Below are 24,793 nucleotides of genomic sequence, written 5' to 3'. Positions count from 1 at the left end.
CCTCCACCATCCACGACGACGAAAGGCCGGTGAGATGACCGCACTCCAGGAGTCCTCCGCGACCACCCTGACTGCACCGGCCCCGCTGCCGGAGCGGGAGAGCCCGTCGAGGCGGCGCACCCGCCGCCGGCTGGGCTCGGTCCTCAAGCACACCGGCCTGATCGCCCTGTCCATCGTGATGATCTACCCGCTGATCTGGCTGGTGGTCTCCTCGTTCAAGCCGAACGACGCGATCTTCACCGACCTCAGCATCGTCACGAACGACCTGACCCTTCAGAACTACGTGAAGGGCTGGACATCCCAGGGCCTGCCGTTCGGCGTCTTCCTGATGAACTCGTCGATCATCGTGGTGGGCGCGATCATCGGAAATCTGATCTCCTGCTCGCTCGCGGCCTACGCCTTCGCCCGGCTGAACTTTCGGTTCCGCGCGCTCTTCTTCGTCATCATGCTCGGGACGATCATGCTGCCGATGCACGTGGTGCTGGTCCCGCAGTTCGTCATCTTCAAGCAGCTCGGCTGGCTCGGTACGTTCCTGCCGCTGGTGGTGCCCAAGTTCCTCGCGACGGACGCGTTCTTCGTCTTCCTGATGGTGCAGTTCATCCGGGCGCTCCCGAAGGAGCTCTTCGAGGCCGCCCGGATCGACGGCGCCGGTCACCTGCGCTCGTTCGTCCAGATCACGCTCCCGTTGATGGTGCCCGCGCTGGCGACGACGGCGATCTTCACCTTCATCTGGACCTGGGGCGACTTCTTCGGGCCGTTGATCTACCTGCGGACGACCAACGTCTTTCCGGTGTCGGTCGCACTGAAGGGCTTCGTCGACCAGCAGTCCACCTCGGACTACGGCGGGATGTTCGCCATGTCCGTGATCTCCCTCGTCCCGCTCTTCGTCGCCTTCCTGCTCGGCCAGCGCTTCCTGGTCAAAGGGATCAGCACGACGGGCAACAAGTAACCGGAAGAGAGCTATGAACACCCGTATCCGATACGCGCTGGTCGGTGCCGGCTCGCGCGCCCAGATGTACCTCGACGCGATCGCCGGCCCGCACTCCGATGTCGCCGAGCTGGTCGCCTGGGCGGACACCAACACCGGACGGCTGGACTGGTACGAGACGCGGCTGACCGCCGCGGGCGTCGCCGCTCCGGCGCGGTTCGCCCCGGCCGAGCTCGCCGCGGCGATCGCGGCGCACGACGTCGAGCGGGTCATCGTCACCTCGCCCGACTTCACGCACGCCGGCTACGTGGTCGCCGCGCTGGAGGGCGGAGCCGACGTCGTGGTGGAGAAGCCGCTCACCACGACCGAGGACGGCGTGCGCGCGATCGCCGAGGCGGTCGAGCGCACCGGCCGGTCGGTGACCGTGACCTTCAACTACAGGTACTCCCCGCGCAACAGCGCCCTCAAGGAGGTCATCGCGTCCGGGCGGATCGGCGAGGTCACTTCGGTTCACTTCGAGTGGCTGCTCGACACCGCCCATGGAGCGGACTACTTCCGGCGCTGGCACCGCGACAAGGCGAACTCCGGCGGCCTGCTCGTCCACAAGTCGTCGCACCACTTCGACCTGGTCAACTGGTGGCTTTCCGACGCGCCGACGCGGGTCTTCGCGAGCGGAGGTCTGCGCTTCTACGGCGCGGAGAACGCCGCTCGCCGGGGGCTGGGTCCGCGGCCGTCGCGCGGGACGGGCGACTCGCCGCTGCGCGACGCCTTCAGCCTCGACCTGCGCGCGGACCCGGCGCTGCGCGGGCTCTATCTCGAGCAGGAGGGCCACGACGGCTATCTGCGCGACCGCGACGTCTTCGACCCGGGGATCACGATCGAGGACACGCTGTCGCTGGTCGTCGACTACCAGCGCGGCGCCTCCATGTCCTACTCGCTCAACGCGCACTCGCCCTGGGAGGGCTACACCGTCGGGGTGAACGGGACGAAGGGCCGCGCGGAGCTCACCGTCGTCGAGCGCGGCGCAGTGCTTCTCGGCGCGGACGGCCGCACGGTCGTCGACCCGAGCGCGAACCCGGACCGGGTCGACCGGGAGAGCGGAAGGCCCGTCGGCGAACGTATCGTCGTGCAGGAGCACTTCGGCTCGGCCGTCGACGTGCCGATACCGGAAGCCGCCGGCGGCCACGGCGGTGGGGACGCGGAGCTGCTGCGCGAGGTCTTCGCCGGCGGCGGCCACGACCCGCTCGGTCGGGCGGCTTCCTGGACGGACGGTGTCCGCTCGATGGCGGTCGGGCTCGCCGGCAACCGGTCCCTCGCGACGGGGCAGGCCGTGAAGACCGCCGATCTCGTGCTGGGGCCGGCGTCCGAAGCACTCCGGGTCGACGCACTCAGGAGCACGGGGCGATGAGCCGCTATCTCGTCACAGGAGGTGCGGGCCGGCTGGGGCGCAGTGTCGTCGCCGTGCTCGCCGCAGCCGGCCACGACGTGGTCTCGGTCGACCGGGTCGCCGTCGACGACCTCCCCGCGACCCAGCTCGTGCGCGACCTGACCGAGCACGGTGCGCTGCGCGACGTGCTGGCCGCCTCGCCGCCGGACGCGATCGTGCACCTCGCGGGTATCGCCGTGCCGTTCAGCGCTCCGGACGATGTGATCTTCCAGACCAACACCTCGCTCGCCTTCACGGTGCTCGAGGCCGCGGTCGAGGCCGGCGTCGGCTCGGTGCTGCTCTGCAGCAGCCCGACCGTGATCGGCTACAACGCGCCAGGCGGGTGGGCGCCGGCGGAGCTTCCGATCACCGAGGAGCACCCCGTCGCGCCCTGGAACGCCTACGCCCTCGCAAAGGTCGCCATCGAGGATCTCGTCGCGGCGCGGGTCCGCGCGGGCACCCCGCTCCGGCTCGGTGTCTTCCGCCCCTGCTTCGTCATCGCGCCGGAGGAGTGGGACGGCGCACCGACACAGCAGGGCCACAGCATCCGGGAGCGGCTGGACGACCCGTCGCTCGCGGCGGTGTCGCTGTTCAACTACGTGGACGCCCGCGACGCGGGCGAGTTCGTCCTCGCCTGGCTGACCCAGCCGGACGCCGCGCCGAACGGCACGGTGTTCTTCGTCGGCGCCGGGGACTCCCTGGTCTCCGGGCCGGTCGCGCAGGCGCTGCCCCGGCTCGTGCCCGAGACCGCCGGACTGGCGGGGCGGCTCGGCCCGACCGACCCGGTCTTCTCGAGCGGGCGCGCGCAGCGCCTGCTGGGCTGGCGGGCACGTCGAAGCTGGCGCACCGAGCTGGACGACCGGAAGGAGCTGTCCGCATGACCGCCCTGGAATTCGGCGACGGGGTGCTGTTCTTCCCCGTGACGCCGTTCGACCGGGCCGACCGGATCGACCACGCGCTGCTGGCCGAGCATGTCGCCTCCGGCGTCATGGCGGGCGCCGCGGGCGTGTTCGCCGCGTGCGGCACGGGGAGTATCACGCCCTCTCCGCCGGCGAGGTCGAGGCCGTGGTCGGCACGGCCGTCGCGGCCACGGCCGGCGCCGTCCCGGTGCTCGCAGGGGTGGGCGGACCGCTCGGCCATGCGCGCGAGGCCGCCGTCGCCGCCGCCGCGCGCGGTGCCACGGGGCTGCTCGTCATGCCGCCGTACCTGGTGCAGGCGCCGCAGGCCGGATTGCTCCGCTATGTGGAGGCCCTCGCCGATGCGACGGAGCTGCCGCTCATCGTCTACCACCGCGGCAACGCCGCGCTGACCGAGCCGACCGTGGACCGGCTCCTCGACCTCCCGCAGGTCGCCGGGATCAAGGACGGCGTCGGCGACATCGCGCTCGCACAGCGGTTCGTGCTCGCGGCCGAGCGCGCGGGTCGCGAGCTGCTCTTCTTCAACGGGCTGCTGACCGCCGAGGTCAGCCAGGCGGCGTACCGGTCCATCGGGGTCCCGCTCTATTCGTCCGCAGTGTTCGCGATGGCGCCCGACATCGCCACTGCCTGGTTCGAGGCCTACCGCGCCGGGGACGGAGCGCGGCAGCGCCTCCTGCTCGACCGGTTCTTCGTGCCGTTCGTGCGGCTGCGCGACGAGACGCCCGGGTTCGCCGTGTCGCTGATCAAGGCCGGGCTGCGGCTGGCGGGGCTGGATGTCGGCCCGGTGCGCGCGCCGCTCACCGACCCGACGCCGGAGCAGACCGCGCGGCTGCGCGAGCTGCTCGCCGCCGGGCGGGACGCGCTGTGAGCGTGCCGGGCATCGCGAGCATCCGGACCCGCCTGATCACCATCCCGTTGCGGCGGCCGTGGGGCGCCGACGTGACCGACGTGCGCGTCATCGAGGTGGTGGTCGCCGACGTGAGCGGGCAGCAGGGGTACGGCTTCTCGTGGACCCCCTCGATCGGCGGCACCGCCGTGCAGGCGCTGATCGACACCGACCTGGCGAGGTTCGCGAGCGGCCGTCCCGCCGAGCCGAGCTGGTGGGATGAGTCGTGGGCTCACCTGCATGAGGCGGGTGGCGGCGGGGTCACGACGATCGCGCTCGCGGGCCTCGACCTGGCGCTCTGGGATCTCGCCGCCCGCCGTGACAGCCGCGGGGTGATCGATCTGCTCGGCCGCCGGCATGACGCCCTGCCGGCGTACGGAAGCGGGGTCAACCTCCACTATTCGCTGGACGAGCTCGCCGCACAGGCCACCCGCTGGACCGCGGCCGGGTTCGACGGTGTGAAGGTGAAGGTCGGCAAGCCCGACCTGGCCGAAGACCTCGAGCGTCTGATGGCCGTCCGCGAGGTCATCGGGCCGGACCGGGCGCTGATGGTGGACGCCAACCAGCGCTGGGACCTCGACCGGGCGGTGCGCGCGGTCGAGGCCTTCGAACCCGTGCGGATCGCCTGGCTGGAGGAGCCGTTGCGCGCCGAGGACCTGCGCGGTCACGCGGAACTGCGCCGTCGCACGGGCGTGCGGATCGCTCTCGGCGAGAACCTGCACACCGTCCACCGGTTCGCCGAATACCTCGACAGCGGCGCCGTGGACGTCGTGCAACCCAACATCGTCCGCGTCGGCGGCATCACGCCCGCCCTGCGCATCGCCGAGCTGGCGGCGTCCTCCGGCGCCGGGGCCGCATTCCACCTGCTGCCCGAGCTGTCCGCGCAGCTCGCCTTCGCGCTGCCGCAGCCGACCCTGGTGGAGGTGGTGGAGGACGCCGGATTCGCCGACCTCGGCGCCCTGACCGAGCCGAGCGGGGTCGTGATCGAGCACGGCGTCGCGAAGGGCGGCGCGACACGGGGCCTGGGGCTGCGCTTCCGCTGACCACCAATCGACCACGAGCCTTCCGAGGAGCGAAATGACCGACACTCTCACCACCACCGAGGTGGACTGCGTCGTCCGGGCGGCCGCCGTGGCCTTCCGTACCAGCGCGCGCAGCACGCCCGGCGACCGCGCCCACTGGCTGCGCGCCGTCGCGGACCGCCTCGACGCGGCGAGCGGCGAACTCGTCGCCCTCGCCACGGCCGAGACCGGTCTCGCCGAGGCCCGGCTCAGCGGTGAGGTGGCCCGCACCACGAACCAGCTCCGGATGTTCGCAGCGGTGGTCGAGGAGGGCTCGTACGTCGAGGCGGCCATCGACCACGCGGCTCGGTCGGCCGTGCCACCGCGCCCCGACCTGCGCCGCATGCTGCGGCCGGTCGGCCCGGTGGCGGTGTTCGCGGCCTCCAACTTCCCGTTCGCGTTCTCCGTCGCGGGCGGCGACACGGCGTCGGCGCTCGCCGTGGGGGCCTCGGTCGTCGTGAAGGCGCACTCCGGACATCCCCGGCTCTCGGCGCGGACGGCGGAGCTGGTCGTCGACGCGCTGCGGGAGGCCGGGGCGCCGGAGGGCCTCTTCGGCCTGGTCGGAGCCACCGAGGACGGCTCGTCGCGTGCGGTCGGAATCGAGCTGATCGAGCACCCCCTGGTCGCGGCGGCGTCGTTCACCGGATCGGTGGCCGGCGGCCGCGCGCTCGCGGATCGCGCGGCGGCACGGCCGGAGCCGATCCCGTTCTTCGGCGAGCTCGGCAGCGTCAACCCGGTCGTCGTCACGGCGGCCGCCGACGCCGCACGGGGGAAGGCGCTGGCCGCCGGCCTGGCGGCCTCGTTCCAGGGCAGCGCCGGACAGCTCTGCACCAAGCCGGGCCTCGTGTTCGTGCCGAGCGGGTCGGCACTGGAGGCCGCCCTGCCCGCCCAGGTGGGCGCAGTGCCGCACCGCCTCCTCACCGACGCCATCGACCGCGGCTTCCGCGCTGGGGTCGACCGGCTCGCGGCCGTCCCCGGTGTCCGGCTCCTCGCCGGGGGAGGCGGAACCGAGTCGCCTGCGCCCGCCGTCTACGCGGTGGGCCTGGACCACTTCGTGGCCCATCACGAGGTGCTCGGCGCTGAGGTCTTCGGCCCGGTCACCCTGCTCGTGCGGTACGACACCGCCCAGGGTGTGCTTGCTGCGCTCCCTCGCGTTGACGGCTCGCTCACCGCGACGATCCACGCCGAGCCGGGGAGGACATCGCGGACCTCGTGGAGGTTCTCGGCGCTCGGTCGGGCCGGCTCCTGTTCGACGGCTGGCCGACGGGCGTCGCGGTCGCCTGGTCGCAGCATCACGGCGGCCCGTGGCCGGCGACGACCTCCCAGCACACCTCGGTCGGGGCGACGGCCGTCCGCCGGTTCCAGCGACCGATCGCGTACCAGGACGCGCCGGACGTCGTGCTGCCGCCGGAGTTACGGGAGGACAACCCACTCGGCATCCCGCGGAGGGTGGACGGGGTGCTGCGGCTTCCCGCGTGAGTGAGGCCGCTGACCGACTCACCGCGGCAACCGCGTCGCCGTTGCGAGCAGGATCGAACCACCTACCGCGATAGTCGCACCGCACAAACCGATCCAGAACACGATGCCGGCCCCGACCGACGGAAGGCCCGTGACCGCACCGAATTGCGATGATCGGCTCGCAAGAACGAGTGCAAGGCACACGGCGAACTGGACGACGCCGGCCGCATAGCCGACAAGCGCGTTCTTCCGCGCCGTGAACAGGACCGAACGCTCGGCGGGCGGTAGCCAGTGGGTGTCAGGGGAGGGAGCCAGTGCGTCCGTCGATGCCATCGTTCTTCTTCTCGCTCTGCCGGGCGCGCCGCCGAGGAGACGCGAGACGCGGGTTTGCGGGGCGTCCGACGTACCCGTATTTCTCCGGACGCCCCGCGCGCAGGCCGTGCAGGCCGCGGCCGGCACAGGCGGGGTGATCTGTGCCGGCAGTGGAGAGAGCGTGACGGGCGGTGACTATGACGTGAGGCCTCCGGGCGGGGGCCGGGACGGATCCGAGCATCACGGCTGACTCCGCGGCCGTGAGCGAACCCTCACATCGCCCCATCGCAGAATCCGCGAGCGCTCACGCGTCATGCTCACGCAGAACCGGAATCGTCTCAGTGCGCGGCCTGGCCGCGTGGGTCACCGGGCAACATCGAGTTTGCTCACGCTGTGAGTCGAGATTCAGTGCAATGTTCCTCCGCTCTCGCACCTGTGACTCGGCGTGCGCCGGGTATGCGAGCCCGGCGCACGCTTCCACGGGGGAGGGTGAGAAATGAAACACGCAGTCGCTGTCGTCCTGACGGGACTCCTCGTCGTGGCGATCTCGAGCGGAGGGGCGGTGGCACAGGGTGAAAGCGGCGTTGTTTCACGAAGCGGGCACGCGCGAGTTTGTTCACACCTGACATCCGCCGGACACCACGCGCTGTCGACTCTGGCGAAGTCCGCGGCGTCGACTCCCGGCGCAGCCGAACTCGCCGACGTCACCTGGCTTTCTGAGACCGAAGACGTCCTCGCCGACTACCAGTCGACCAGGATCGCTGTCAGCGATCGACTCCGCCTCCTCGTCTCGGAGCGCACCGGCACGCGAGAAGTGTCGCGAGCCGTGATCGAGAGCGTCGACGACGTCTGCGGCCCGAGCGAGGCGGTGCAACGCGTCGCTGTTCGATTCTGAGAACGGCGGCGGACCGTTCCTTCGTCACAGGGATGGTGTCGCGCCCTCTGGTCGGCACGGTGCTCCGGTCTCGAGAACGAGGCGCATTCGCGTCATGCCCGGGTGGTCGGGGTTCGGGCCGAGCGAGGTGAAGCCGAGCCCCCGGTATGTGGCCAGCGCGGCCTGGTTGCCGTCGATGACGTTGAGGTCGAGTGTCCTCATGCCACTCCGGACTGCGTCGTCGATCGCCGCGGACACCATCGCCCGGCCGAGCCCGGAGCCCCGTCGTTCGGGGGCGAGCAGAACGCGGGCCAACTGCCCGTGACCCGGGCCGACGGTCACGACCTCGATGTGGCCGATGGCAGCGCTCTCGGCCTCGATGACGCACGTCCACGCCCGGCGCGAGCTGGATGAGGCCCAGCTCTCGAGGAGGCGGTCGCTCAACGGCCAGTTCTTCTCAGATCCCGAGAACAGGAAGACATCCTCCGGAGTCGGGGCCCACGAGCGCATGAGCTCGAAGTCGCATTTCCGGAACAGGCGGAGCGCTATCACGAATCCAGGCTAACTACTTGTAATGAACATAACAATCTGAACTGTCTGTTGCATTTCTGTTCTATTTGGTACAAAGTTGACCAACGCCACAACCGCACCACGCGGGTGCAGGAGCAGAGTAGGGAAAGTCGATGAAGAGATTCACGCGCGTCGGAGTCATGACGCTCGCCGGCGCCGTTGCGCTGGTCCTCGCAGGATGCAGTGCCGGTGGTGGGGCATCCACCAGTTCGACGCCCGTCAAGGGCGGCGATCTTGTGATCGCCCGGCCGGCCGACGCCGTGTCGATGAACAACACGACCACATTCGACAATCCGTCGATCTTCACCTTCGAGCAGATCATGGAGCCGCTCTTCACGGTCAGTGACGACGGCTCGACGGTGAAGCCGTTGCTCGCGACCGGTTACACGGTCTCGCCCGACAAGCTCACATACACGATCAAACTACGGAAGGGCGTCACGTTCTCGGACGGGACCCCGATGACCGCCAAGGACGTCAAGTTCTCCATCGACGCCGACAGCGCGACCGCCGACACCGGATGGGGCTACATCAACGCCGCGATCGACAACGTCTCCGTCGTCGACGACCAGACCGTTGCGATCAAGCTGAAGTACGCCTGGGCCCCGCTGATCGCCGATCTCTCGCTGTTCAGCAATGCCATCGTCCCGGCCAACTACGGCGGCAAGACAGCCGATCAGTTCTACCAGGCGCCGGTCGGCACCGGGCCGTTCGCGTGGGGCGAGTGGAAGAAGGGCCAGTACCTCAAGCTCGTCAAGAACACGCACTACTGGCAGGCGGGAAAGCCGTCGCTCGACAGCGTCACCTGGAACGTGGTCCCCGACGCGAACACGCGCAAGCTGCAGCTCCAGGGCGGCCAGATCGACATCGACGACACGCCGGACTGGTCCAGCTTCGCCTCGCTGAAGAGCACGCCGGGCATCGTCGCCAGCGCTTTCCCCTCCACCCAGATCGACTACGTCGCCTTCAACCAGCAGCGCGCGCCGTTCAACGACGTGCACGTGCGCCGCGCCATCGCGTATTCGATCGACCGGCAGGCGCTGGTCAAGGCGGTGCTGTTCGGCAACGGGACCGCGGCGAACTCGCTGCTCTCGCCCGGCACGCCGTTCTACGACAAGAACGCCGGAGGGCCGACCTACGACCCCACCCAGGCGAAGGCCGAGATGGCCAAGTCGTCCGTGCCCAACGGGTTCAGCACGAGCCTCCTGATCCGCTCCGGCGACGCGAACCAGGCGTCGGTCGCGCAGATCCTCCAGTCCGAGCTGAAGAAGCTCGGCATCGCGGTCACGATCACCCAGCTCGATCCGACGGCCAACAAGCAGGCGAGGCTGAAGTCCGACTTCGACATGACCCTCTCGGCGTGGACGATGGATATCCCCGACCCCGACGAGTGGACCACGTTCGCAGTCGACCCGAACGGCGGAGCGAAGTCGGCCTTCACCTTCTACGACAACCCTCAGGTGATCGCGCTGAACAAGCAGGCGCAGCAGGAGATCGACACGGCGAAGCGCCAGCAGCTCTACTCCGAGCTGCAGAAGCTGACCGGCCAGGATGCCTTCCTCGCATACACCTACTACTCGCCGTACGCCTACGCGGCGACCGACAAGGTCAAGGGTTTCCACGTGACGCCGCTCGGCAACTATCACGTCGAAGATATCTACAAGACCAAGTGACAAGCCGGGGCGGAGCGCACCTGTGCGCGCTCCGCCCCCACTCTCTCCCACGGAAGGTGCGAGATGCTCCACCGTCTGCGCTTCGTACCAGCGCGTCTGCTCCAGGCCGTGCCGGTGATTCTCGGAGTCACCCTGCTGGTGTTCTTCATGGCGCACCTGCTGCCGGGCGACCCCGCCGTCGCGATCCTCGGCGAGCACGCCACGCCCGCCCGCGTCGCCGCACTCCGCGAGCAACTCGGACTGGACCAGCCGATCTGGACGCAGTACTTCCTCTTCCTCGGCCGGCTGTTGCAGGCGAACCTCGGCACGAGCCTGACCTATCAGCAGCCGGTGGCCGGGCTGGTGCTCGGAGCGATCCCGGTGACGCTCTCGCTGCTGCTGTTCGCCGTCGTGCTCTGCCTGGCCATCAGCATCCCGCTCTCGGCACTCGCGGCCTCCGCCCCCGACCGGGCGCGGGATTTCGGGGTCAGGGTGTACACGCTGCTCGGGCAGGGGATGCCGCAGTTCTGGGTGGGGATCATGCTGATCCTGCTGTTCGCGGTGAACCTGCGCATCTTCCCGGTCGGCGGATTCGGTGAGACCCCGCTCGACCACGTGTACTACCTCGCGCTTCCGGCTCTGACGCTCGCGATCGCGATGTCGCCGACGATCATCCGGAGCCTGCGTGCGTCGACGATCTCGGTGCTCGGCTCCGAGTACATCGCGACGGCGCGGTCGAAGGGCGCCGCCGGCTTCCCGCTCTTCCGTGGACACGTGCTGCGCAACGCCGCGATCCCCACCGTCTCGATCCTCGGTGTCAACCTCGGCTATCTCGTCGGCGGGTCGCTGGTGATCGAGAAGGTCTTCGCCCTCCCCGGGCTCGGTTCCCTGATGATCAACGCGATCTTCAGCCGGGACTTCCCGACCATCCAGGGCGTCGCGCTCTTCGTGGCCCTGTTCGTCGTCGTCGTCGGCATCCTCACGGACGTCGTCTACACCCTGCTCGACCCGCGGGTCGACCTCAGCGCGAAGGTGGCAGCATGAGCACGCCGACCGCCGTCCTCGACCGGCTGCAGACCCGCAGGCGCACGTCACGCTCCCGCGCGCTCAAGCCCTGGTACCGCAACCGCTCGCTCATGGCCGGGATCGTCGTCATCGGGCTGCTGATCCTGATGGCGATCCTCGCCCCGGTGATCGCGCCCTACGACCCGATCAAGCAGGATCTGGAGAACGCGCTCGCCAGCCCCGGCCCCGCGCACTGGCTGGGCACCGACAAGTACGGCAGGGATGTGCTCTCGCGCCTGATCTGGGGCGCACGGGTCGACCTGCGGATCGGGTTCCTCGCGGTCATCATCCCCTTCGTCATCGGTTCGACTCTCGGCGGGCTCGCCGGTTACTTCGGCGGCTGGTTCGACGCGGTCGTGATGCGCATCGTCGACATCTTCTTCGCTTTCCCGTTCTACGTGATGGTGATAGTGCTCGTCTTCGTGCTCGGCACCGGCGAGGCGAGCATCTACCTGGCGATCGCCGCGGTCTCCTGGGTGTCTTACGCCAAGATCGTGCGCGGTGAGGTGCTGGTGGCCAAACGGCAGGACTGGGTGGCGGCGGCCAAGCTCGGGGGGATGTCCGACACGCGGATCCTCGTGCGGCACATCGGCCCGAACGTGCTCTCGCAGGCGATCATCTACGGCACCAGCGACGTCGTGATGGACATCATGGCCATCGTCACGCTCGGCTACCTCGGGCTCGGCATCGCGCCGCCTACACCGGAGTGGGGGTCGATGATCCTCGACGGCCAGGAGTTCATCACCACCCACTGGGAGCAGTCCACCATCCCGGGCCTGATGGTCGTCGTCGTGAGCCTCGGGATGTCCTGGCTCGGCGACGGACTCTCCGATCTGCTCAACCCGGAAAGGCGGAAGTAGCGTGTCCGACGCAACACTCCTGGAGGTCTCGGATCTCACGATCGGGATCCGACACGGCTCCCGGCCGCCCACGGCGATCGTCGACGGAGTCTCCTTCGCCGTCGGCGCAGGCGAGCGCTTCGGCGTCGTGGGCGAGTCCGGCTCGGGCAAGTCGATGACCTTGCGCGCCATCGCCGGGCTGCTTCCGCGCGGTGTCGAGGTCCTCGGCGGCAGCATCCGCTACCGCGGCACGGACCTCGCGACCATGACCGCCTCCGCCCGCCGCGCCCTCATGGGCCCGGAGATCGCCATGATCTTCCAGGAGCCCATGACCGCGCTGAACCCCGTGGTCCGGGTGGGGGACCAGATCGCGGAGGGCGCCCGCCGCCATCTCGGAATGTCCAAGACGGCCGCGTGGGAGCAAGCCGTGGCCATGCTCGCCCGGACGGGGGTCCCCGACCCCGCTCGGCGCGCGCGGGCGTTCCCGCACGAGCTGTCCGGCGGGCTGCGGCAGCGCGCGATGATCGCGATGGCGCTGTCCTGCACACCGAAGCTGCTGCTCTGCGACGAGCCGACCACCGCGCTCGACGTGACGGTCCAGCATCAGGTGCTTCGCCTGCTGGAGGAGCTGTGCGGCGAAGTCGGCGCCTCGCTGGTCTTCGTCACGCACGACCTGGCCGTGGTCAACCAGACCTGCGACGCCCTGGCGGTGATGTATGCCGGGCGGATCGTGGAGACCGGGGCAGTCGAGAGCGTCTTCCGACGGCCGCGGCACCCGTACTCTGCGGGCCTGTTGGCCTCCGCCCCCGACTTCGACCGACCGGAGCGCTCGCTCGTGGCCATCCCGGGGTTCCCGCCCGACGTGGCACGCCGCGCTCCAGGATGCGCCTTCGCCCCGCGCTGCGCGTTCGCCCAGCCGGGATGCTCGGCCGCGTCCCCGGCTCTGGAGCGGGCCGAGGCGGGCCACGACGTGGCGTGCTTCGAGTCCGCGCGGCTGCTGGAGCAGACGGCATGAGCGCCGTGCTCCGCGCGGCGGACGTCACCAAGACCTACGACCTCGGCGGCGGCCTGCCGTGGCAGCGGGCCGCGCGCAGCAGGCTCACGGCTCTCGACGGAGTCCACCTGGAACTGCGTCGCGGGGAGATCCTGGCGCTCGTCGGCGAGTCCGGGTCCGGCAAGTCGACGCTCGCGAAGATCCTGGTCGGCAGCCTGCGGCCGACGAGCGGTTCGCTCGACGGCGACACCGATGCCGGCGGCGCTCTGCGCGGGCGACGGGCCGCACAGCGGGTCCAGATGGTCTTCCAGGACCCGTACTCGTCGCTCAACCCGCGGCTGAGCGTGCGCGCGATGCTGCGCGAGCTGCTGCTCCTGCACCGGATCGTCCCGCGTTCCGAGGTCACGGCGGAGAGCATCCGGCTGCTGAACCAGGTCGGGCTCGACGAGAGCGCGCTCGACGCCTACCCGAGCCAGTTCTCGGGAGGCCAGCGCCAGCGGCTCGCGATCGCGAGGGCGCTCGCCGTGCGGCCCGAAGTGCTGATCGCCGACGAGCCGGTCTCCGCGCTCGACGTCTCGGTGCAGGCGACGATCCTGGAGCTGTTCGCGACCCTGCGACGCGACCTCGGGCTCAGCATCCTCTTCGTCGCCCACAACCTGGCCGTGGTGCAGCACCTGAGCCAGCGGGTGGCGGTGATGTACCTCGGCAGGATCGTCGAGGTCGCCGACACCGACGAGCTGTTCTCGAACCCGCGGCACCCGTACACCCGCGCACTGATCGACTCGATCCCGCGGATGACGCCGGGGAGCTCGAACGACCGGCGCACGCTCGACGGCGACCCTCCGAGCCCCTTCGACATACCGGCCGGGTGCCGGTTCGCCCCGCGCTGCGCCTTCGCGACGACCGCGTGCTCGACGGCAGACCCGCCACTGCTGAGCGTCGCCGACGGGCACGAGGCCGCCTGCATCCACTCATCGGAACTGCCGCCCATCGCTTCGGCGGCAACGGAACAGGAGAAGCAATGAAGATCTGGATGTCCTTCGACATGGAGGGGGTCGCCGGGATCGTCGACTGGGACCAGTGCCGCCCGGGCAGCGGACCGTCGTACGCACTCGGCTGCGAGCTGCTGCTCGGCGAGGTGAACGCGGCCATCGAGGGCGCCATCGCGGGCGGAGCGACGGAGATCGTGCTCAACGACTCGCACAGCCGCATGGCCAACCTGGACCCGCGCGCCATCGCGGGCAACGCGCGCTACATCTCCGGCCGGCACAAGCCGCGATACATGATGCAGGGGCTGGACGGCAGCTTCGACGCGATCTTCTTCGTCGGCTACCACGGGTCCATCTCCGGACGGCCGTCCACGCTGTCGCACACCTACAACCCGGAGGTGTTCACCCGGGCGGCTGTGAACGGCGTCGAGGTGGGGGAGAGCGGCATCAACGCCCTCGTGGCCGACCACTTCTCCGTCCCGATCGCCTTCCTCTCCGGGGACGCGGTCGTCCAGGAGGAGACCCGCCCCTTCGCCCAGGACGCCGTGAACATCACCACCAAGGAGTCGATCACCCGCTTCAGTGCCACGAGTCTGCACCCGGCCGAGTCCTGCGCCCTGATCCGGGAAGGTGCGGAGCGCGCCGTCCGCGCGGTGTCCACCGGCTCGGTGCGCCGCCCGGGCATCCGCCGGCCGGCGACGCTGGACCTGGAGATGCAGACGGGCGACATGGCCGAGGTGGCCACCTGGGCGAAGGGCGCCGAGCGGCTGTCCGAACGTTCGGTGCGCATCGAGGGCGACGATCTGCTGCGGATCTTCGAATCCTTCGTCGCCGTCAACTACATCACCCGCCAGGCAGGCGGCCGCTGATGCCGACAACCATCATCGACGTCGCTCCGGGTCCGGACGGCTACGCACTCGTGTTGCACGGCGGGGCGGGCGGCCGCGTCGAAGAGCTCTCCCTGGAAGCACACGGGCTCTACGAGCACGGCCTCGCCGAGGCACACGCAGCCGGCGAAGCCGTACTCGCTGCGGGCGGCTCCGCGCTGGACGCCGTGTGCGAGACCGTCGTCCGACTGGAGGACAACCCGCTGTTCAACGCCGGCCGCGGCGCCGCGCTGACCGCGACGGGAGCGGCCGAGCTCGACGCCTGCGTGATGACCGGCGACGGTCACGCCGGCGCCATCGCCGCCTCCCGGTCGGCCCGCAACCCCGTCCGCGTGGCCCGGGCGGTGCTCGAGGAGTCCGATCACGTCCTCCTGGTCTCGCCGTCCGCCGAACTGCTCGACGACTGGGGACTCCGTCGGGAACTCCCGGACTACTTCGTGACCGAGGCGCGGCAGCAGCAGCTCGCCAACGTCCAGGCTCGGCGTCTCGCAGCATCGCGCCACGGTACGGTCGGGGCGGTCGCAGTCGATCGCGCCGGACGTCTCGCGGCAGCGACCTCCACGGGCGGAATGGTGAACCAGAGCGACGGCCGGATCGGGGACACCCCGGTGGTCGGCGCCGGCACGTACGCGAGGGACGGCTACGTCGCCGTCTCCTGCACCGGCGAGGGCGAGTCGTTCATCGAGGGGGTGGTCGCCCACGACATCTTCGCCCGGATGAGCTACGGCGGTCAGGGCCTCGTGACGGCGGTCGCGGGGACCATCGAGTCCGAGCTCGACAGCCGCGACGCGCGCGGCGGCATCATCGCCGTCGGCGCGGACGGCCGGCTGATCGTCGCCCACAACTCACCCGCGATGTTCGCGGCGTACCGCGCTCCCGGCGGGAGGGTGACGCTCGCGTGATACTGAGACCACGCCGGCCCGACGGCGGCTCAGAACAGGACGGGGAGAGACGATGACCGCGATCAAGGACGAGATATTCGCCCGGATGGACCAGCTCAGCCCGGCGGAGCGCAAGGCGGCGAGGGCGCTCCTGGCGGACTACCCGAGCGCCGGCCTCGCCAGTGCGGCTGCTCTGGCACGGACGGCCGGCTGCAGCACGCCCACCGTGTTGCGCCTGATCGGGCGCCTCGACATCGGCAGCTATGCCGCGTTCCAGAGTCGCCTGCGCGCCGAGGTGTCGCACCAGCTCAACGCACCGGTGCACCGCGCCCAGCAGGGCGCGGTCGACGGCGGCCAGGGCGAAGACGGGGAGCAGAGCCTGTTCCACCGCTCGGTCGCGCAGCGGGCGGAACTGGTGGAGCGACTGTTCTCGACCATCCCGCCCGGCGAGTTCGAGCACGCCGTGGAGGTTCTCGGCTCCAAGCCGCGCTCCGTTCTGGTCTCCGGCGGCTACTTCTCGCGCTTCGTGGCCGAGATCCTCGCAATGCAGCTCGACCAGCTGATACCGGGCGTCGAGTTCGCGGCCGAGCCGTTGAGCCGCGACATCGGCAAGTACCTGGCGATGCGCAAGGACTCGGTGGCGATCATCTTCGACCTGCGCCGCTACGAGCTCGCCAGCAAGCAAGTGGCCGAGCTCGCCCGGGAGAACGGGGCGAAGGTCATCGTCATCACCGACGAGTTCCTCTCACCGAGCGCCGAGGACGCCGACGTCGTGCTGCCGGTCTCGGTCGACGGCATCCCCTTCGACTCCTTCGCCGCCCTGACGGTGCTGGTCGAGGCCTTGGTCGAGGGAGTCTTCCACCGCACGGGCACGCGCGCCATCGAGCGCATGCGGCAGTGGGAGGAGAAGGTCCACATCCATCGCGCCTTCCGCGCGAGCGACTACCGGGACGAAGAAGATGACGAACACTGAATCACCCGAGTTCGACGGCCTCACCGCCGTCGTCACGGGAACGGCCCAGGGCATCGGGCAGGCGATCGCCGACGACTTGGCCGCGGCCGGCGCGACCGTCGTCGGCGTCGATCGCGACACGGCCGACCTGTCCGACGCCGGGGAAGTGGACGAGTTCTTCGCTGCGCTGCCCGCCGTCGACATCCTCGTCAACAGCGCGGGGGGCGTCGTCGGGCAGACCCACACGCCGGTCGACGAGCTCAGCGAGGCGGACTGGTCCGCGGTGCTCTCGGCCAACCTGCAGACGATGTTCCACTGCTCGCGGGCCGCAGCCGGGAGGATGAAGGCGAACGGCTTCGGCCGGATCGTGACCATCTCCTCCGGCGCGGGCCGCAGCGTCAGCCTCACCGGCATCCAGGCCTACACCACCGCGAAGGCCGCACAGCTCGGCCTCACCCGGCAGCTTGCGCACGAGCTCGGTCCGTTCGGGATCACCGTCAACGCCATCGCCCCCGGCTTCGTGCTCTCCAACCCCAGCTCCCGCGCACAGTGGGAGAGCTACGGCGAGGAGGGCCAGCGCGCCCTGGTCGAACGCATCGCCACGCGCCGGGTCGGAGAGCCCGCGGACATCGCCCGCGGCGTCCGGTTCTTCGCGTCGCCCGCCGCGAGCTGGATCAGCGGCCAGGTGCTCTCCATCGACGGCGGCCACTCGCTGTTCTGAACCCTCCCCGGCCTCACAGTAAGGACGCACATGGCCGCCTCCGCGCACTCTCCCTCCGAACGCCTCACGACGCTGGGCGAGCGGTACTTCACCGCCCAGCACACCTACGACCCTTACAGCGCGACCTTGCTCGGCTTGCAGGAGTTCGACCACCTCAGCAACGACCCGTCGGCCGAGGCGAGCGAGCAGGCGGCGGCGGACTTCTCCGTCATCGCGCGCGAGCTGAGCGAGCTCGAGACGGACACTCTCACGGAGGCCGAGCGGATCGACCACGACGTGCTCTCCGTCCTGACCTGGGGTGCGGAGCGCGACGCGCATCACGCCCAGTGGGCCGCCAACGCCTCGGCGAAGAGTTATGTGAGCAGGCAGGCCCTGGTCTTCCAGGCCGTCCCAGCGATGACCATCGTCGACGCGGACGGCGCCGAGCGCTATCTCTGCCGGATGTCCGGGATCGCCGCCTCCCTCACCGCCCTCGGTGAGCGGTACGCCGTCGAGACCGCGCGCGGCCGGGTCTCGACGGCCGTGGGCATCCGGCACGCGGTCCAGCAGCTGGAGGACTACGCGGCGCTCCCGCTCGACCGGGACGTACTGCTCGCCCCCACCCGCACCGGGGCCGGCGGAGCGGCGGCGGAGCGAGCATCGCGCATCGTCGCCGAGGACATCCGGCCCGCGATGCTCGCACTCGCCGCCCGGCTGCGCGAGGACGTCCTCCCCGGCGCAAGGAACGACGAGTCCGTCGGCATCCAGCACGTCCGCGGCGGCGAGGAGATCTACCGCGACGCGGTCCGTCGGCACACGACCACCGCCCTGCAGCCCGGGGAGATCCACCGGATCGGCCTCGACATCCTGGACGAGCTGAGCGGCCGCTGGCAATCCATCGGGCGGCGGGCGCTCGGGACCGGCGACTTCGCCGAGATCCGCACCCGGTTGCGCGAGGATCCGGCGCTCCGCTTCCGCACCCGTGAGCAGATCATCGACGTGGCCGAAGGCGCGCTGGCCCGGGCCGAGGCGGCACGCGGTGCCTTCTTCCCTCCGTTCGAGATCGCGGACTGCGTCATCGAGGAGATCAACCCGGTCGACGCCGAGCACACCGCCCTGGCCTACTACCGGCCCCCGGCGGAGGACGGCAGCCGGCCGGGCGCCCATTGCCTGCTCACCACCGACCCGGCCAGCCGCTACAGCTACGAATACGAGGCACTCGCCTTCCACGAGTCGACGCCCGGCCACCACCTCCAACTCGCGACGGCCCAGACGCTCGACATCCCGCGCTATCGACGCCACCTCGACACCGAGCTCTGCGGGTTCATCGAAGGCTGGGGCCTCTACGCCGAGCAACTCGCCGACGAGATGGGGCTCTACTCCGACGACCTGCAGCGGCTCGGGATGCTGTCCTTCTCCGCCCTGCGCGCCTGCCGGCTGGTGATCGACACCGGCATCCACCACTTCGGCTGGTCCCGCGAGCGGGCGATGCGGTTCATGTGGGACAACACCGTCACCACGGCCGCGAACGTGCGCAACGAAGTGGACCGCTACATCGCGTGGCCCGGCCAGGCTCTCGCCTACATGATCGGCCGACAGGAGATCGTCCGCCTGCGCGGCGCCGCCCAGGCGCAGCTCGGGGAGCGGTTCTCGCTGTCCGGCTTCCACGGCGCCGTCCTCGAGAACGGCGCCGTCCCCTCTCGGTCCTCGCCGGCGCTCTGCAGCGCTGGCAGGACCGGCTCGGCTCGACCCTCCCGGAAGGAACCCCCGCGTGAACGTCACGATCAACGGATGCAGGCTCAATGTCGAAGTCATGGGGCCGGAGGACGGCCCCGTGCTGATCGCCCACCACGGCGGGGGAGGAATCGGCTCCCTCGCGGAGCCACGGGCCACCTTCGGTCCGCTCGCCGACCGGTTCCGGGTGATCGTCTTCGACGCGCGTGGCTGCGGGGTCAGCGAAGGCGTGCCGCCGTACTCGCACGCCCAGTGGGCGGCCGACGTCGACGCCATCCGCGAATGGGCTGGAGCCGAGAAGGTCGTGGTCGCCGGCGGCTCATACGGCGGCTTCATCGCCCTCGAGTACGCCGTCGCGTATCCCGAGCGGGTCTCGGCGATCATCCTGCGCGACACCTCGGCCGACGGCAGCAACCTCGAACTCGCCTTCGAGAACGCCCGCACCCAGGACCGTGTCGAGCTGAACTGGGACGACTTCGAGCGCTACTGGGGTGGACGCATCCGCGACGACGCCGACCTGAAGGCGTGCTGGGCCGGTCTCATCCCGCTCTACGACTTCGAGTACGACCCCGAGCGCTCGGCCGCACGGGTGGAGGCCGGCTTCTACCGGCACGAGTCGCACAACTGGTGCTTCCAGAAGAACTGGCCCGAGTACGACCTCAAACCGGCCCTTCCGTCGATCTCGGTCCCGACCCTGGTCACCGTCGGCCGGAAGGACTGGGTGACCCCGGTCAGCTCCGCCGAGACCATCGCGCGCCTCATCCCCGGAGCGGAGCTGGTGATCTTCGAGAAATCGGGCCACTCGCCCCAGGTCGAGGAGGCAGAGGAGTTCCAGCGCGTGCTCCGCGCGTTCCTCGACCGGGCGGTCCCTGCGGAGCGGATGGAGGTCGCCCGATGAGGATGCACATCATCGGCGCCGGCGCGATCGGCGGCACCATCGGAGCCCTGATGACCGTGGACGGTCACGACGTCACGCTCTGCGATGCAGACCCGGCCCACGTCGCGGCGATCAACGAACAGGGCCTGCGGATCGAAGGACCGGTCAACCAGCTGACCGTCCAGGTTCCCGCGATCCTCCCGGAGGATCTGCCCGATTCCCTCGACCGAGCGATCGTGGCGGTCAAGAGCCACCACACCCGCCAGGTCGCCGATCTGCTCGCGCCGCGACTCGCGGCGGACGGCTATGTCCTCACCGTGCAGAACGGGCTCACCGCCGACATCCTCACCGGTGCGCTCGGCGCGGACCGCGTCGTGTCCAGCTTCGTCAACTTCGGCGCCGACGTGATGGGGCCCGGCCGGATCATGCAGGGCAACATCGCCACCTTCCGCATCGGCGAGTTGGCCGGAGGCGAGATCACGCCGCGCGTCCGGGCGCTCGCGGCCGCGCTGCCGTACGCCGAGCCCACTGACAACGTCCTCGGCTACCTGTGGGGCAAGGAGGCCTACGGCGCGATGCTCTGGGCTGGTGCCGTCTCCGACCTTTCGATCGCCGAGACGCTGGAGCACCCGGCATACCGGCCGGTGATGATCGCGATCGCGAAAGAGGTGCTGGCCCAGGCGCCCGTGCGCGTCGAGAGCTTCGACGGCTTCGTCCCGGGTGACCTCGACGGTTCCCTCGACCGCCTCGCCGCGTTCAACCGGCGCAGCGCCAAGACGCACAGCGGCATCTACCGCGACCTCGCGGTTCGCAAGCGCAAGACCGAGATCGACGAGATGCTCCGCGACATCGACGGTCCGATCTTCCGCAAAGTGGGCGAGCTCATCCACGACATCGAGGACGGCAAGCGGGTGTGCGAGGCGGCCAACCTGGACGAGCTCGCCGCCTTCGTGGCCCGGTAGGAGTACCCTCCACCCAACGAGGGGAGCCCCACCCATGACCTTCCGTGACCTTGCCGCGTTCCGCGACCTGCACCACGGCGACCAGCCGCTCCTGCTGCCGAACGCGTGGGACGCCGGCTCCGCCATCGCCTTCGCCGCCGCCGGCTTCCCCGCGGTCGGCACCACCAGCTTCGGCGTGAACGCGTCCGCCGGCCGGCCCGACGCCGGCAGCGCCAGCCGGGACGACACGGTCGCGCTCGTCCACCGGATCGCCAGCCTCGACGTCTTCGTCACCGCCGACGTCGAAGACGGTTACAGCGACGATCCGGAGGAGGTGGCCGCCTTCGTCGCGGCGCTCGCGGAGGAGGGCGTGGTCGGGGTGAACCTGGAGGACTCCGCGGATGGCCACCTCGTCGACCCGGCGCTCCCCGCGGCCAAGATCGCGGCCGTCAAGCGGGAAGCCCCCGGCGTGTTCGTCAACGCGCGCGTCGACTCGTACTGGTTCCATCAGGACGACACGGTGGAGGCCGCCGCGACCCGTGCCGCGGCGTACGCGGACGCGGGCGCCGACGGGATCTTCGTCCCCGGCGTCACCGATCCGGCGACCATCGAGCGGCTCGCCGCGGCGATCCCGCTGCCGCTGAACGTCCTGGTCGTGCCCGGCCTCGGGCTGGACGACCTCCAGGTGCTCGGCGTCCGCCGGGTCAGCACCGGCTCGCTGCCGTACCGGGTGGCGATCGACGCGGCGGTGGACGCCGCGGAGGCGGTGCGCGACGGACGGGATGTGCCGGTCGCGACCTCGTACGCCGAGTCGCAGCAGCGGCTCATCGCGTTCGCTCAGCGCGCGGATGCCGACACCGACCGGCCCTCCAGCGCCGCGCGCCACCGCGGGTAGCGCGCCGCCCCTCACCCCGTAGCACCAGGTGGGGAGCGACACCTTGGCCGGGTCGAAGGAGTCGCGGGCGCGCCAGCTTCGCTCCAGGGCGTCCTGCATCGTGTCCTCCGCCCCGAACGGCGACCCGAGAGGCTGGCAGCAGAAGGACGTCAGCGCACGCCGGAGGCCGCTCAGCTCCGCCTCGTCGAATGCCGTCAGGCGTCGATCCTAGAGGGGCGGTCGACGGCGTCCCTGCTCCGGACGCGCCGCACGACGTACAGCCAGGTGAGCCCGCTCGCCGCCGCGAACAGCAGCGAGAGCAGCACCACGACGATCCCGGTCGCCGGGCCGAGGACGCGTACGGTCGCCGTCCACTGCAGCGCGTCGAACAGCCCGTGCGCCGCGGCGACGCCGAGGTACGCGGCCACGACGCCGAACGTGATCCGGAACCGTCCGTCCCGCGCAGCCCCGAACACCGCCGCGCCGAGCAGCGCGGAGAAGACCGGGTGCAGGAACGGTCCGCTCAGCTGACGGGCTGCCGTCGTGGTGAGGAAGAGCCCGATCCCCGCGCCGTCGGCCTGCCCGAGCGCGAACGACTGCTGCAGGTAGCCGAGGTTCTCGACCACGCTGAAGCCGAGGCCCACCGCCCCGCCGACGAACAGCCCGACCCGGGCGTTCTTCACCGGCAGCCGCAGGCAGAGCAGCACGGCGCAGAGCATCTTGACCAGCTCCTCCACCAGACCGGCGCAGGCGAGCACGGCGAGGCTGGGATGCAGCGAGGTCCCGCCGGCCGCGAGGTCGATGAGGCCCTCGACGGGCAGCACCAGCAGGGTCGCGACGGCGCCGCCGAGCAGGGCGACCGTGACGAGGCGCGGGACGCTGAGCCGGTCCTCCGGCCGCAGCTTGTAGGCCATCGTGTAGAAGATCGCGGCGGCCGCGGTGGCGCTGCCGGTGACCAGCAGGTACGGCGAGAGCACCGGCGGCGTGCCGTCGTGCGCGTGCGGGGAGAGGGCCGAGAAGAGGAGGCTGAGGCCGAACAGCCACAGCCACACCGCGGCGCTGCCCGCGACGATCAGCCAGCCGCCCCAGCGGCCCAGCCACTTGGTGCGGCGCGAGGAGGTGGTGGAGGTGGTGGAGACCGCCTGTACGCCGCCCACCCCCGGTGCGGTCGCGGCCTGCGCCCCGCTCGGCCACGTGTACCCCGTCCACGAGCCGCCGCTCCACCACCGGTACGTCGGCGCGGGGGTCGGGTCGGGATACCAGCCGGGCGGCGGCGGAGGGGGCAGGACGCTCATCCGATCAGGATAGGTATCAGCGACCCTCGATCGCCGCTTTGAGCTTCGGAAGCTGCCCGACCTCGGCCGTCATGGTCTTCTCGATCATCCCGTTCATCAGCCTCTTCAGCCCGGTCGGGGTGTAGTCGAGGGCGAACAGCACGCGCGTCCCTGTCCCGTCCGCGGTGAGCGTGTAGACGCCCTCGGGGCGCGCCGGCCCCGTGATGACCTCGAATCGCAGCTCCTGGCCTGGGACGGCGGACGTGATCCTGTAGTCGCCCGCGATCGGCCGTCCGCCCGGCCCGGTGAGCGTCTGCGCGTACACGGCGCCCTGCTCGCCGGACGACCCGCTGCGCAGCGAGATCTCCTTCACCCCGTCGCGCCAGCGCGGGTTGTTCCTGCCGTCGGCCAGGAACGCGTACACCTCCGCCGCGGGCCGGTCGATGGTGATGGTGCCCTCTGCGTGCGCCATGATGCTCCTTCGCTGCGCCGTCCCGTCGACGGCGTGTGCTGCCCAGATTATGGCTCGCGCGGAAAATCTTCCGCTCGCGCGTAACCTTTCCGGCCTCCCTGCGATTAAGTCACCGAGGGCGTCTGCCTTCCGGGGCACTGCCCCGCGTTCGTCCCGGATGCCAGGAAGGACCCGGATGCCCCTCTCGACCCCCGTCCCCACCTTCGCCGTCTTCGCCGCCCCCGCGAAGCCGGCGCCGGGGACGGGTGCCATCGCGGCGTGCTGTGCGACTTCGGTCGTCCCCGTGAAGTCCGCCGCCCATCGTCCCCGTGTCACCGCTCCGGCCGGCGTCCGCTTCGCGGAAGTCCCGGCCGGGCCGGAAGGAACCGCAGCGCCGACCCCCGGGGCGCGCGGATCCCGACCGGCCCGGCCGGGGCGCCGGCGGGCCCGCGGAAGGCGTAGACGATGGACCACCGCCTGCCGCGGGTTCGGGTTCTCGCGGCCGGCGGTGGTGATGGTGGCATCGCGCTGCGTGGCATCACACTTCGTGCCGGACCCGGTCTCCTCCCGTCGGAGTGGCTGATCCCGCTAGAGTGGCCGCGTGAGGCCCGGCCCGTGAAGGATCACGCGCACCGCGACACCGGCGGTACCGCCGCGCTGTTCACCGACGCCTACCGCACCCACGCGGCGTCGCTGCTGGCCTACCTCCGCTCTCAGGGCGTCGACGATCCGGAGGCCGTGACGCAGGATGTCTTCGTCGCCCTCTACCCGCGGCTGGAGTCGCTCTCCGGAGGGATGGACGGCCTCCGCGCCCTCCTCTTCACCATCGCGCACGCCCGGGTGGTCGACCACCACCGGCGGCGCTCCCGCGTCCCGGTCGCCGTCGCCTACGACCCGCTCACCGACACCCGCAGCACGCCGTCCGCCGAGGACGACGTCGTGCACGGGGACACCGGCGTCGCCGAACTTCTGAACCGACTCACCCCCGAGTACCGCGATGTCATCGCGCTCCGCATCCTGGCCGAGCTCACCATCGAGGAGGTCGCCCGGATCATGGGCCGCAGCCCCGGCGCGATCAAGCAGCTCCAGCGCCGGGCACTGCTCGCGCTGCGCCGTGAGGTCGCGGGCGGCGACGATGCGGCCGCGCTGGTCGAGGCCGCCTCGGATTCGGGCCGGGAACGGGAGGAGGTGCGATGACCGCGAATGCCGACGACCCGGTGCTGCGCCTCCTGTCAGAGGCCGGTCTGGAAGACG

23 protein-coding genes and 3 pseudogenes are annotated in these 24,793 nt (G+C 70.7%); 21 read left to right on the top strand and 5 right to left on the bottom strand.

Going from position 1 to position 24,793, the window contains the following annotated elements; translation table 11 throughout:
- The first annotated feature begins 34 nt into the window (after window positions 1-34).
- From ACR5MH_RS10860 to ACR5MH_RS10835, 6 genes and pseudogenes are all read left to right on the top strand, one after another.
- Window positions 35-949 carry a carbohydrate ABC transporter permease gene (locus tag ACR5MH_RS10860; RefSeq protein ID WP_431347212.1) on the top strand — a complete coding sequence of 305 codons (915 nt, stop codon included), beginning with the start codon at window positions 35-37 and terminating at the stop codon, window positions 947-949.
- 13 nt (window positions 950-962) lie between these two features.
- Window positions 963-2,336, top strand: coding sequence for a Gfo/Idh/MocA family protein (locus ACR5MH_RS10855; protein ID WP_431347211.1), 1,374 nt, complete (start codon window positions 963-965; stop codon window positions 2,334-2,336).
- Entirely contained in the window at window positions 2,333-3,235 is a 903-nt protein-coding gene (locus ACR5MH_RS10850; protein ID WP_433861748.1) for an NAD-dependent epimerase/dehydratase family protein, read from the top strand. Before ACR5MH_RS10855 ends, ACR5MH_RS10850 begins: the two co-directional genes overlap by 4 nt.
- Before the next feature lie 136 nt (window positions 3,236-3,371).
- The gene (locus ACR5MH_RS10845; RefSeq protein ID WP_433861747.1) at window positions 3,372-4,139 is read left to right on the top strand and encodes a 5-dehydro-4-deoxyglucarate dehydratase; all 768 of its coding nucleotides are present in this window, start codon (window positions 3,372-3,374) and stop codon (window positions 4,137-4,139) included.
- Window positions 4,136-5,200, top strand: a complete 1,065-nt coding sequence (locus tag ACR5MH_RS10840; RefSeq protein WP_433861746.1) for a mandelate racemase/muconate lactonizing enzyme family protein — start codon at window positions 4,136-4,138, stop codon at window positions 5,198-5,200. Before ACR5MH_RS10845 ends, ACR5MH_RS10840 begins: the two co-directional genes overlap by 4 nt.
- Window positions 5,201-5,234: 34 nt before the next feature.
- A pseudogene (locus ACR5MH_RS10835) lies at window positions 5,235-6,697 on the top strand (aldehyde dehydrogenase (NADP(+))).
- A gap of 18 nt (window positions 6,698-6,715) precedes the next feature.
- On the opposite strand, the gene ACR5MH_RS10830 reads toward ACR5MH_RS10835, so the two are convergent.
- On the bottom strand, window positions 6,716-7,009 hold the full coding sequence (locus ACR5MH_RS10830; protein WP_433861745.1) for a hypothetical protein: 294 nt from the start codon (window positions 7,007-7,009) through the stop codon (window positions 6,716-6,718).
- 475 nt (window positions 7,010-7,484) lie between these two features.
- Here ACR5MH_RS10830 and ACR5MH_RS10825 point away from each other — a divergent pair, with 475 nt between their 5' ends.
- Complete coding sequence (locus ACR5MH_RS10825; protein WP_431347206.1) at window positions 7,485-7,883, top strand: hypothetical protein; 399 nt, start codon at window positions 7,485-7,487, stop codon at window positions 7,881-7,883.
- Window positions 7,884-7,907: 24 nt separating this feature from the next.
- On the opposite strand, the gene ACR5MH_RS10820 is transcribed toward ACR5MH_RS10825, so the two are convergent.
- On the bottom strand, window positions 7,908-8,414 hold the full coding sequence (locus ACR5MH_RS10820) for a GNAT family N-acetyltransferase (RefSeq protein ID WP_431347205.1): 507 nt from the start codon (window positions 8,412-8,414) through the stop codon (window positions 7,908-7,910).
- A 131-nt stretch (window positions 8,415-8,545) separates the two neighbouring features.
- Between ACR5MH_RS10820 and ACR5MH_RS10815 the strand changes: the two genes are divergently transcribed.
- The 13 genes and pseudogenes from ACR5MH_RS10815 to ACR5MH_RS10755 all read left to right on the top strand — a co-directional run bounded on the left by ACR5MH_RS10815 (window position 8,546) and on the right by ACR5MH_RS10755 (window position 21,835).
- Window positions 8,546-10,102: an ABC transporter substrate-binding protein gene (locus tag ACR5MH_RS10815; protein ID WP_433861744.1), complete on the top strand. Its 1,557-nt coding sequence runs from the start codon at window positions 8,546-8,548 to the stop codon at window positions 10,100-10,102.
- 63 nt (window positions 10,103-10,165) lie between these two features.
- Window positions 10,166-11,125, top strand: coding sequence for an ABC transporter permease (locus ACR5MH_RS10810; RefSeq protein WP_431347204.1), 960 nt, complete (start codon window positions 10,166-10,168; stop codon window positions 11,123-11,125).
- Complete coding sequence (locus ACR5MH_RS10805) at window positions 11,122-12,006, top strand: ABC transporter permease (RefSeq protein ID WP_431347203.1); 885 nt, start codon at window positions 11,122-11,124, stop codon at window positions 12,004-12,006. The genes ACR5MH_RS10810 and ACR5MH_RS10805 overlap by 4 nt, the downstream gene beginning before the upstream one ends.
- A 1-nt stretch (window position 12,007) precedes the next feature.
- Window positions 12,008-13,000, top strand: a complete 993-nt coding sequence (locus ACR5MH_RS10800) for an ABC transporter ATP-binding protein (RefSeq protein ID WP_431347202.1) — start codon at window positions 12,008-12,010, stop codon at window positions 12,998-13,000.
- Window positions 12,997-14,004 (top strand): ABC transporter ATP-binding protein, encoded by a 1,008-nt coding sequence (locus ACR5MH_RS10795; RefSeq protein WP_431347201.1) that lies wholly within the window; start codon window positions 12,997-12,999, stop codon window positions 14,002-14,004. Before ACR5MH_RS10800 ends, ACR5MH_RS10795 begins: the two co-directional genes overlap by 4 nt.
- Window positions 14,001-14,837, top strand: coding sequence for a M55 family metallopeptidase (locus ACR5MH_RS10790; protein ID WP_433861743.1), 837 nt, complete (start codon window positions 14,001-14,003; stop codon window positions 14,835-14,837). The genes ACR5MH_RS10795 and ACR5MH_RS10790 overlap by 4 nt, the downstream gene beginning before the upstream one ends.
- Window positions 14,837-15,757, top strand: a complete 921-nt coding sequence (locus tag ACR5MH_RS10785) for an isoaspartyl peptidase/L-asparaginase family protein (RefSeq protein ID WP_431347200.1) — start codon at window positions 14,837-14,839, stop codon at window positions 15,755-15,757. The genes ACR5MH_RS10790 and ACR5MH_RS10785 overlap by 1 nt, the downstream gene beginning before the upstream one ends.
- A gap of 52 nt (window positions 15,758-15,809) precedes the next feature.
- Entirely contained in the window at window positions 15,810-16,709 is a 900-nt protein-coding gene (locus ACR5MH_RS10780) for a MurR/RpiR family transcriptional regulator (RefSeq protein WP_431347199.1), read from the top strand.
- The gene (locus ACR5MH_RS10775) at window positions 16,696-17,409 is read left to right on the top strand and encodes an SDR family NAD(P)-dependent oxidoreductase (protein WP_431347198.1); all 714 of its coding nucleotides are present in this window, start codon (window positions 16,696-16,698) and stop codon (window positions 17,407-17,409) included. The genes ACR5MH_RS10780 and ACR5MH_RS10775 overlap by 14 nt, the downstream gene beginning before the upstream one ends.
- Window positions 17,410-17,439: 30 nt before the next feature.
- Window positions 17,440-19,026: pseudogene (locus ACR5MH_RS10770) on the top strand (DUF885 domain-containing protein); the annotation flags it as partial.
- 133 nt (window positions 19,027-19,159) lie between these two features.
- Window positions 19,160-20,020 carry an alpha/beta fold hydrolase gene (locus tag ACR5MH_RS10765; RefSeq protein WP_431349391.1) on the top strand — a complete coding sequence of 287 codons (861 nt, stop codon included), beginning with the start codon at window positions 19,160-19,162 and terminating at the stop codon, window positions 20,018-20,020.
- Window positions 20,017-20,961, top strand: coding sequence for a ketopantoate reductase family protein (locus ACR5MH_RS10760; RefSeq protein ID WP_431349390.1), 945 nt, complete (start codon window positions 20,017-20,019; stop codon window positions 20,959-20,961). The genes ACR5MH_RS10765 and ACR5MH_RS10760 overlap by 4 nt, the downstream gene beginning before the upstream one ends.
- A 34-nt stretch (window positions 20,962-20,995) precedes the next feature.
- Window positions 20,996-21,835 carry an isocitrate lyase/PEP mutase family protein gene (locus ACR5MH_RS10755; protein ID WP_431347197.1) on the top strand — a complete coding sequence of 280 codons (840 nt, stop codon included), beginning with the start codon at window positions 20,996-20,998 and terminating at the stop codon, window positions 21,833-21,835.
- Between the two features lie 30 nt (window positions 21,836-21,865).
- Here the strand turns inward: ACR5MH_RS10755 and ACR5MH_RS10750 are convergent.
- The 3 genes and pseudogenes from ACR5MH_RS10750 to ACR5MH_RS10740 form a co-directional block, all read right to left on the bottom strand.
- Window positions 21,866-21,988: pseudogene (locus ACR5MH_RS10750) on the bottom strand (sigma factor); the annotation flags it as partial.
- A 41-nt stretch (window positions 21,989-22,029) separates the two neighbouring features.
- Complete coding sequence (locus tag ACR5MH_RS10745; protein WP_431347196.1) at window positions 22,030-23,109, bottom strand: PrsW family intramembrane metalloprotease; 1,080 nt, start codon at window positions 23,107-23,109, stop codon at window positions 22,030-22,032.
- Window positions 23,110-23,125: 16 nt separating this feature from the next.
- Window positions 23,126-23,560: an SRPBCC family protein gene (locus ACR5MH_RS10740; protein ID WP_431347195.1), complete on the bottom strand. Its 435-nt coding sequence runs from the start codon at window positions 23,558-23,560 to the stop codon at window positions 23,126-23,128.
- A 594-nt stretch (window positions 23,561-24,154) separates the two neighbouring features.
- Here ACR5MH_RS10740 and ACR5MH_RS10735 point away from each other — a divergent pair.
- Window positions 24,155-24,736: an RNA polymerase sigma factor gene (locus ACR5MH_RS10735; RefSeq protein ID WP_431347194.1), complete on the top strand. Its 582-nt coding sequence runs from the start codon at window positions 24,155-24,157 to the stop codon at window positions 24,734-24,736.
- Window positions 24,737-24,793: the final 57 nt, after the last annotated feature.

This window comes from Streptomyces sp. L7, assembly GCF_050990935.1.
Taxonomy (GTDB): Bacteria; Actinomycetota; Actinomycetes; order Actinomycetales; family Microbacteriaceae; genus Leifsonia.
The sequence above is the reverse complement of the archived record's forward strand: the minus strand, read 5'-3'. Positions and strand labels throughout refer to the sequence as shown.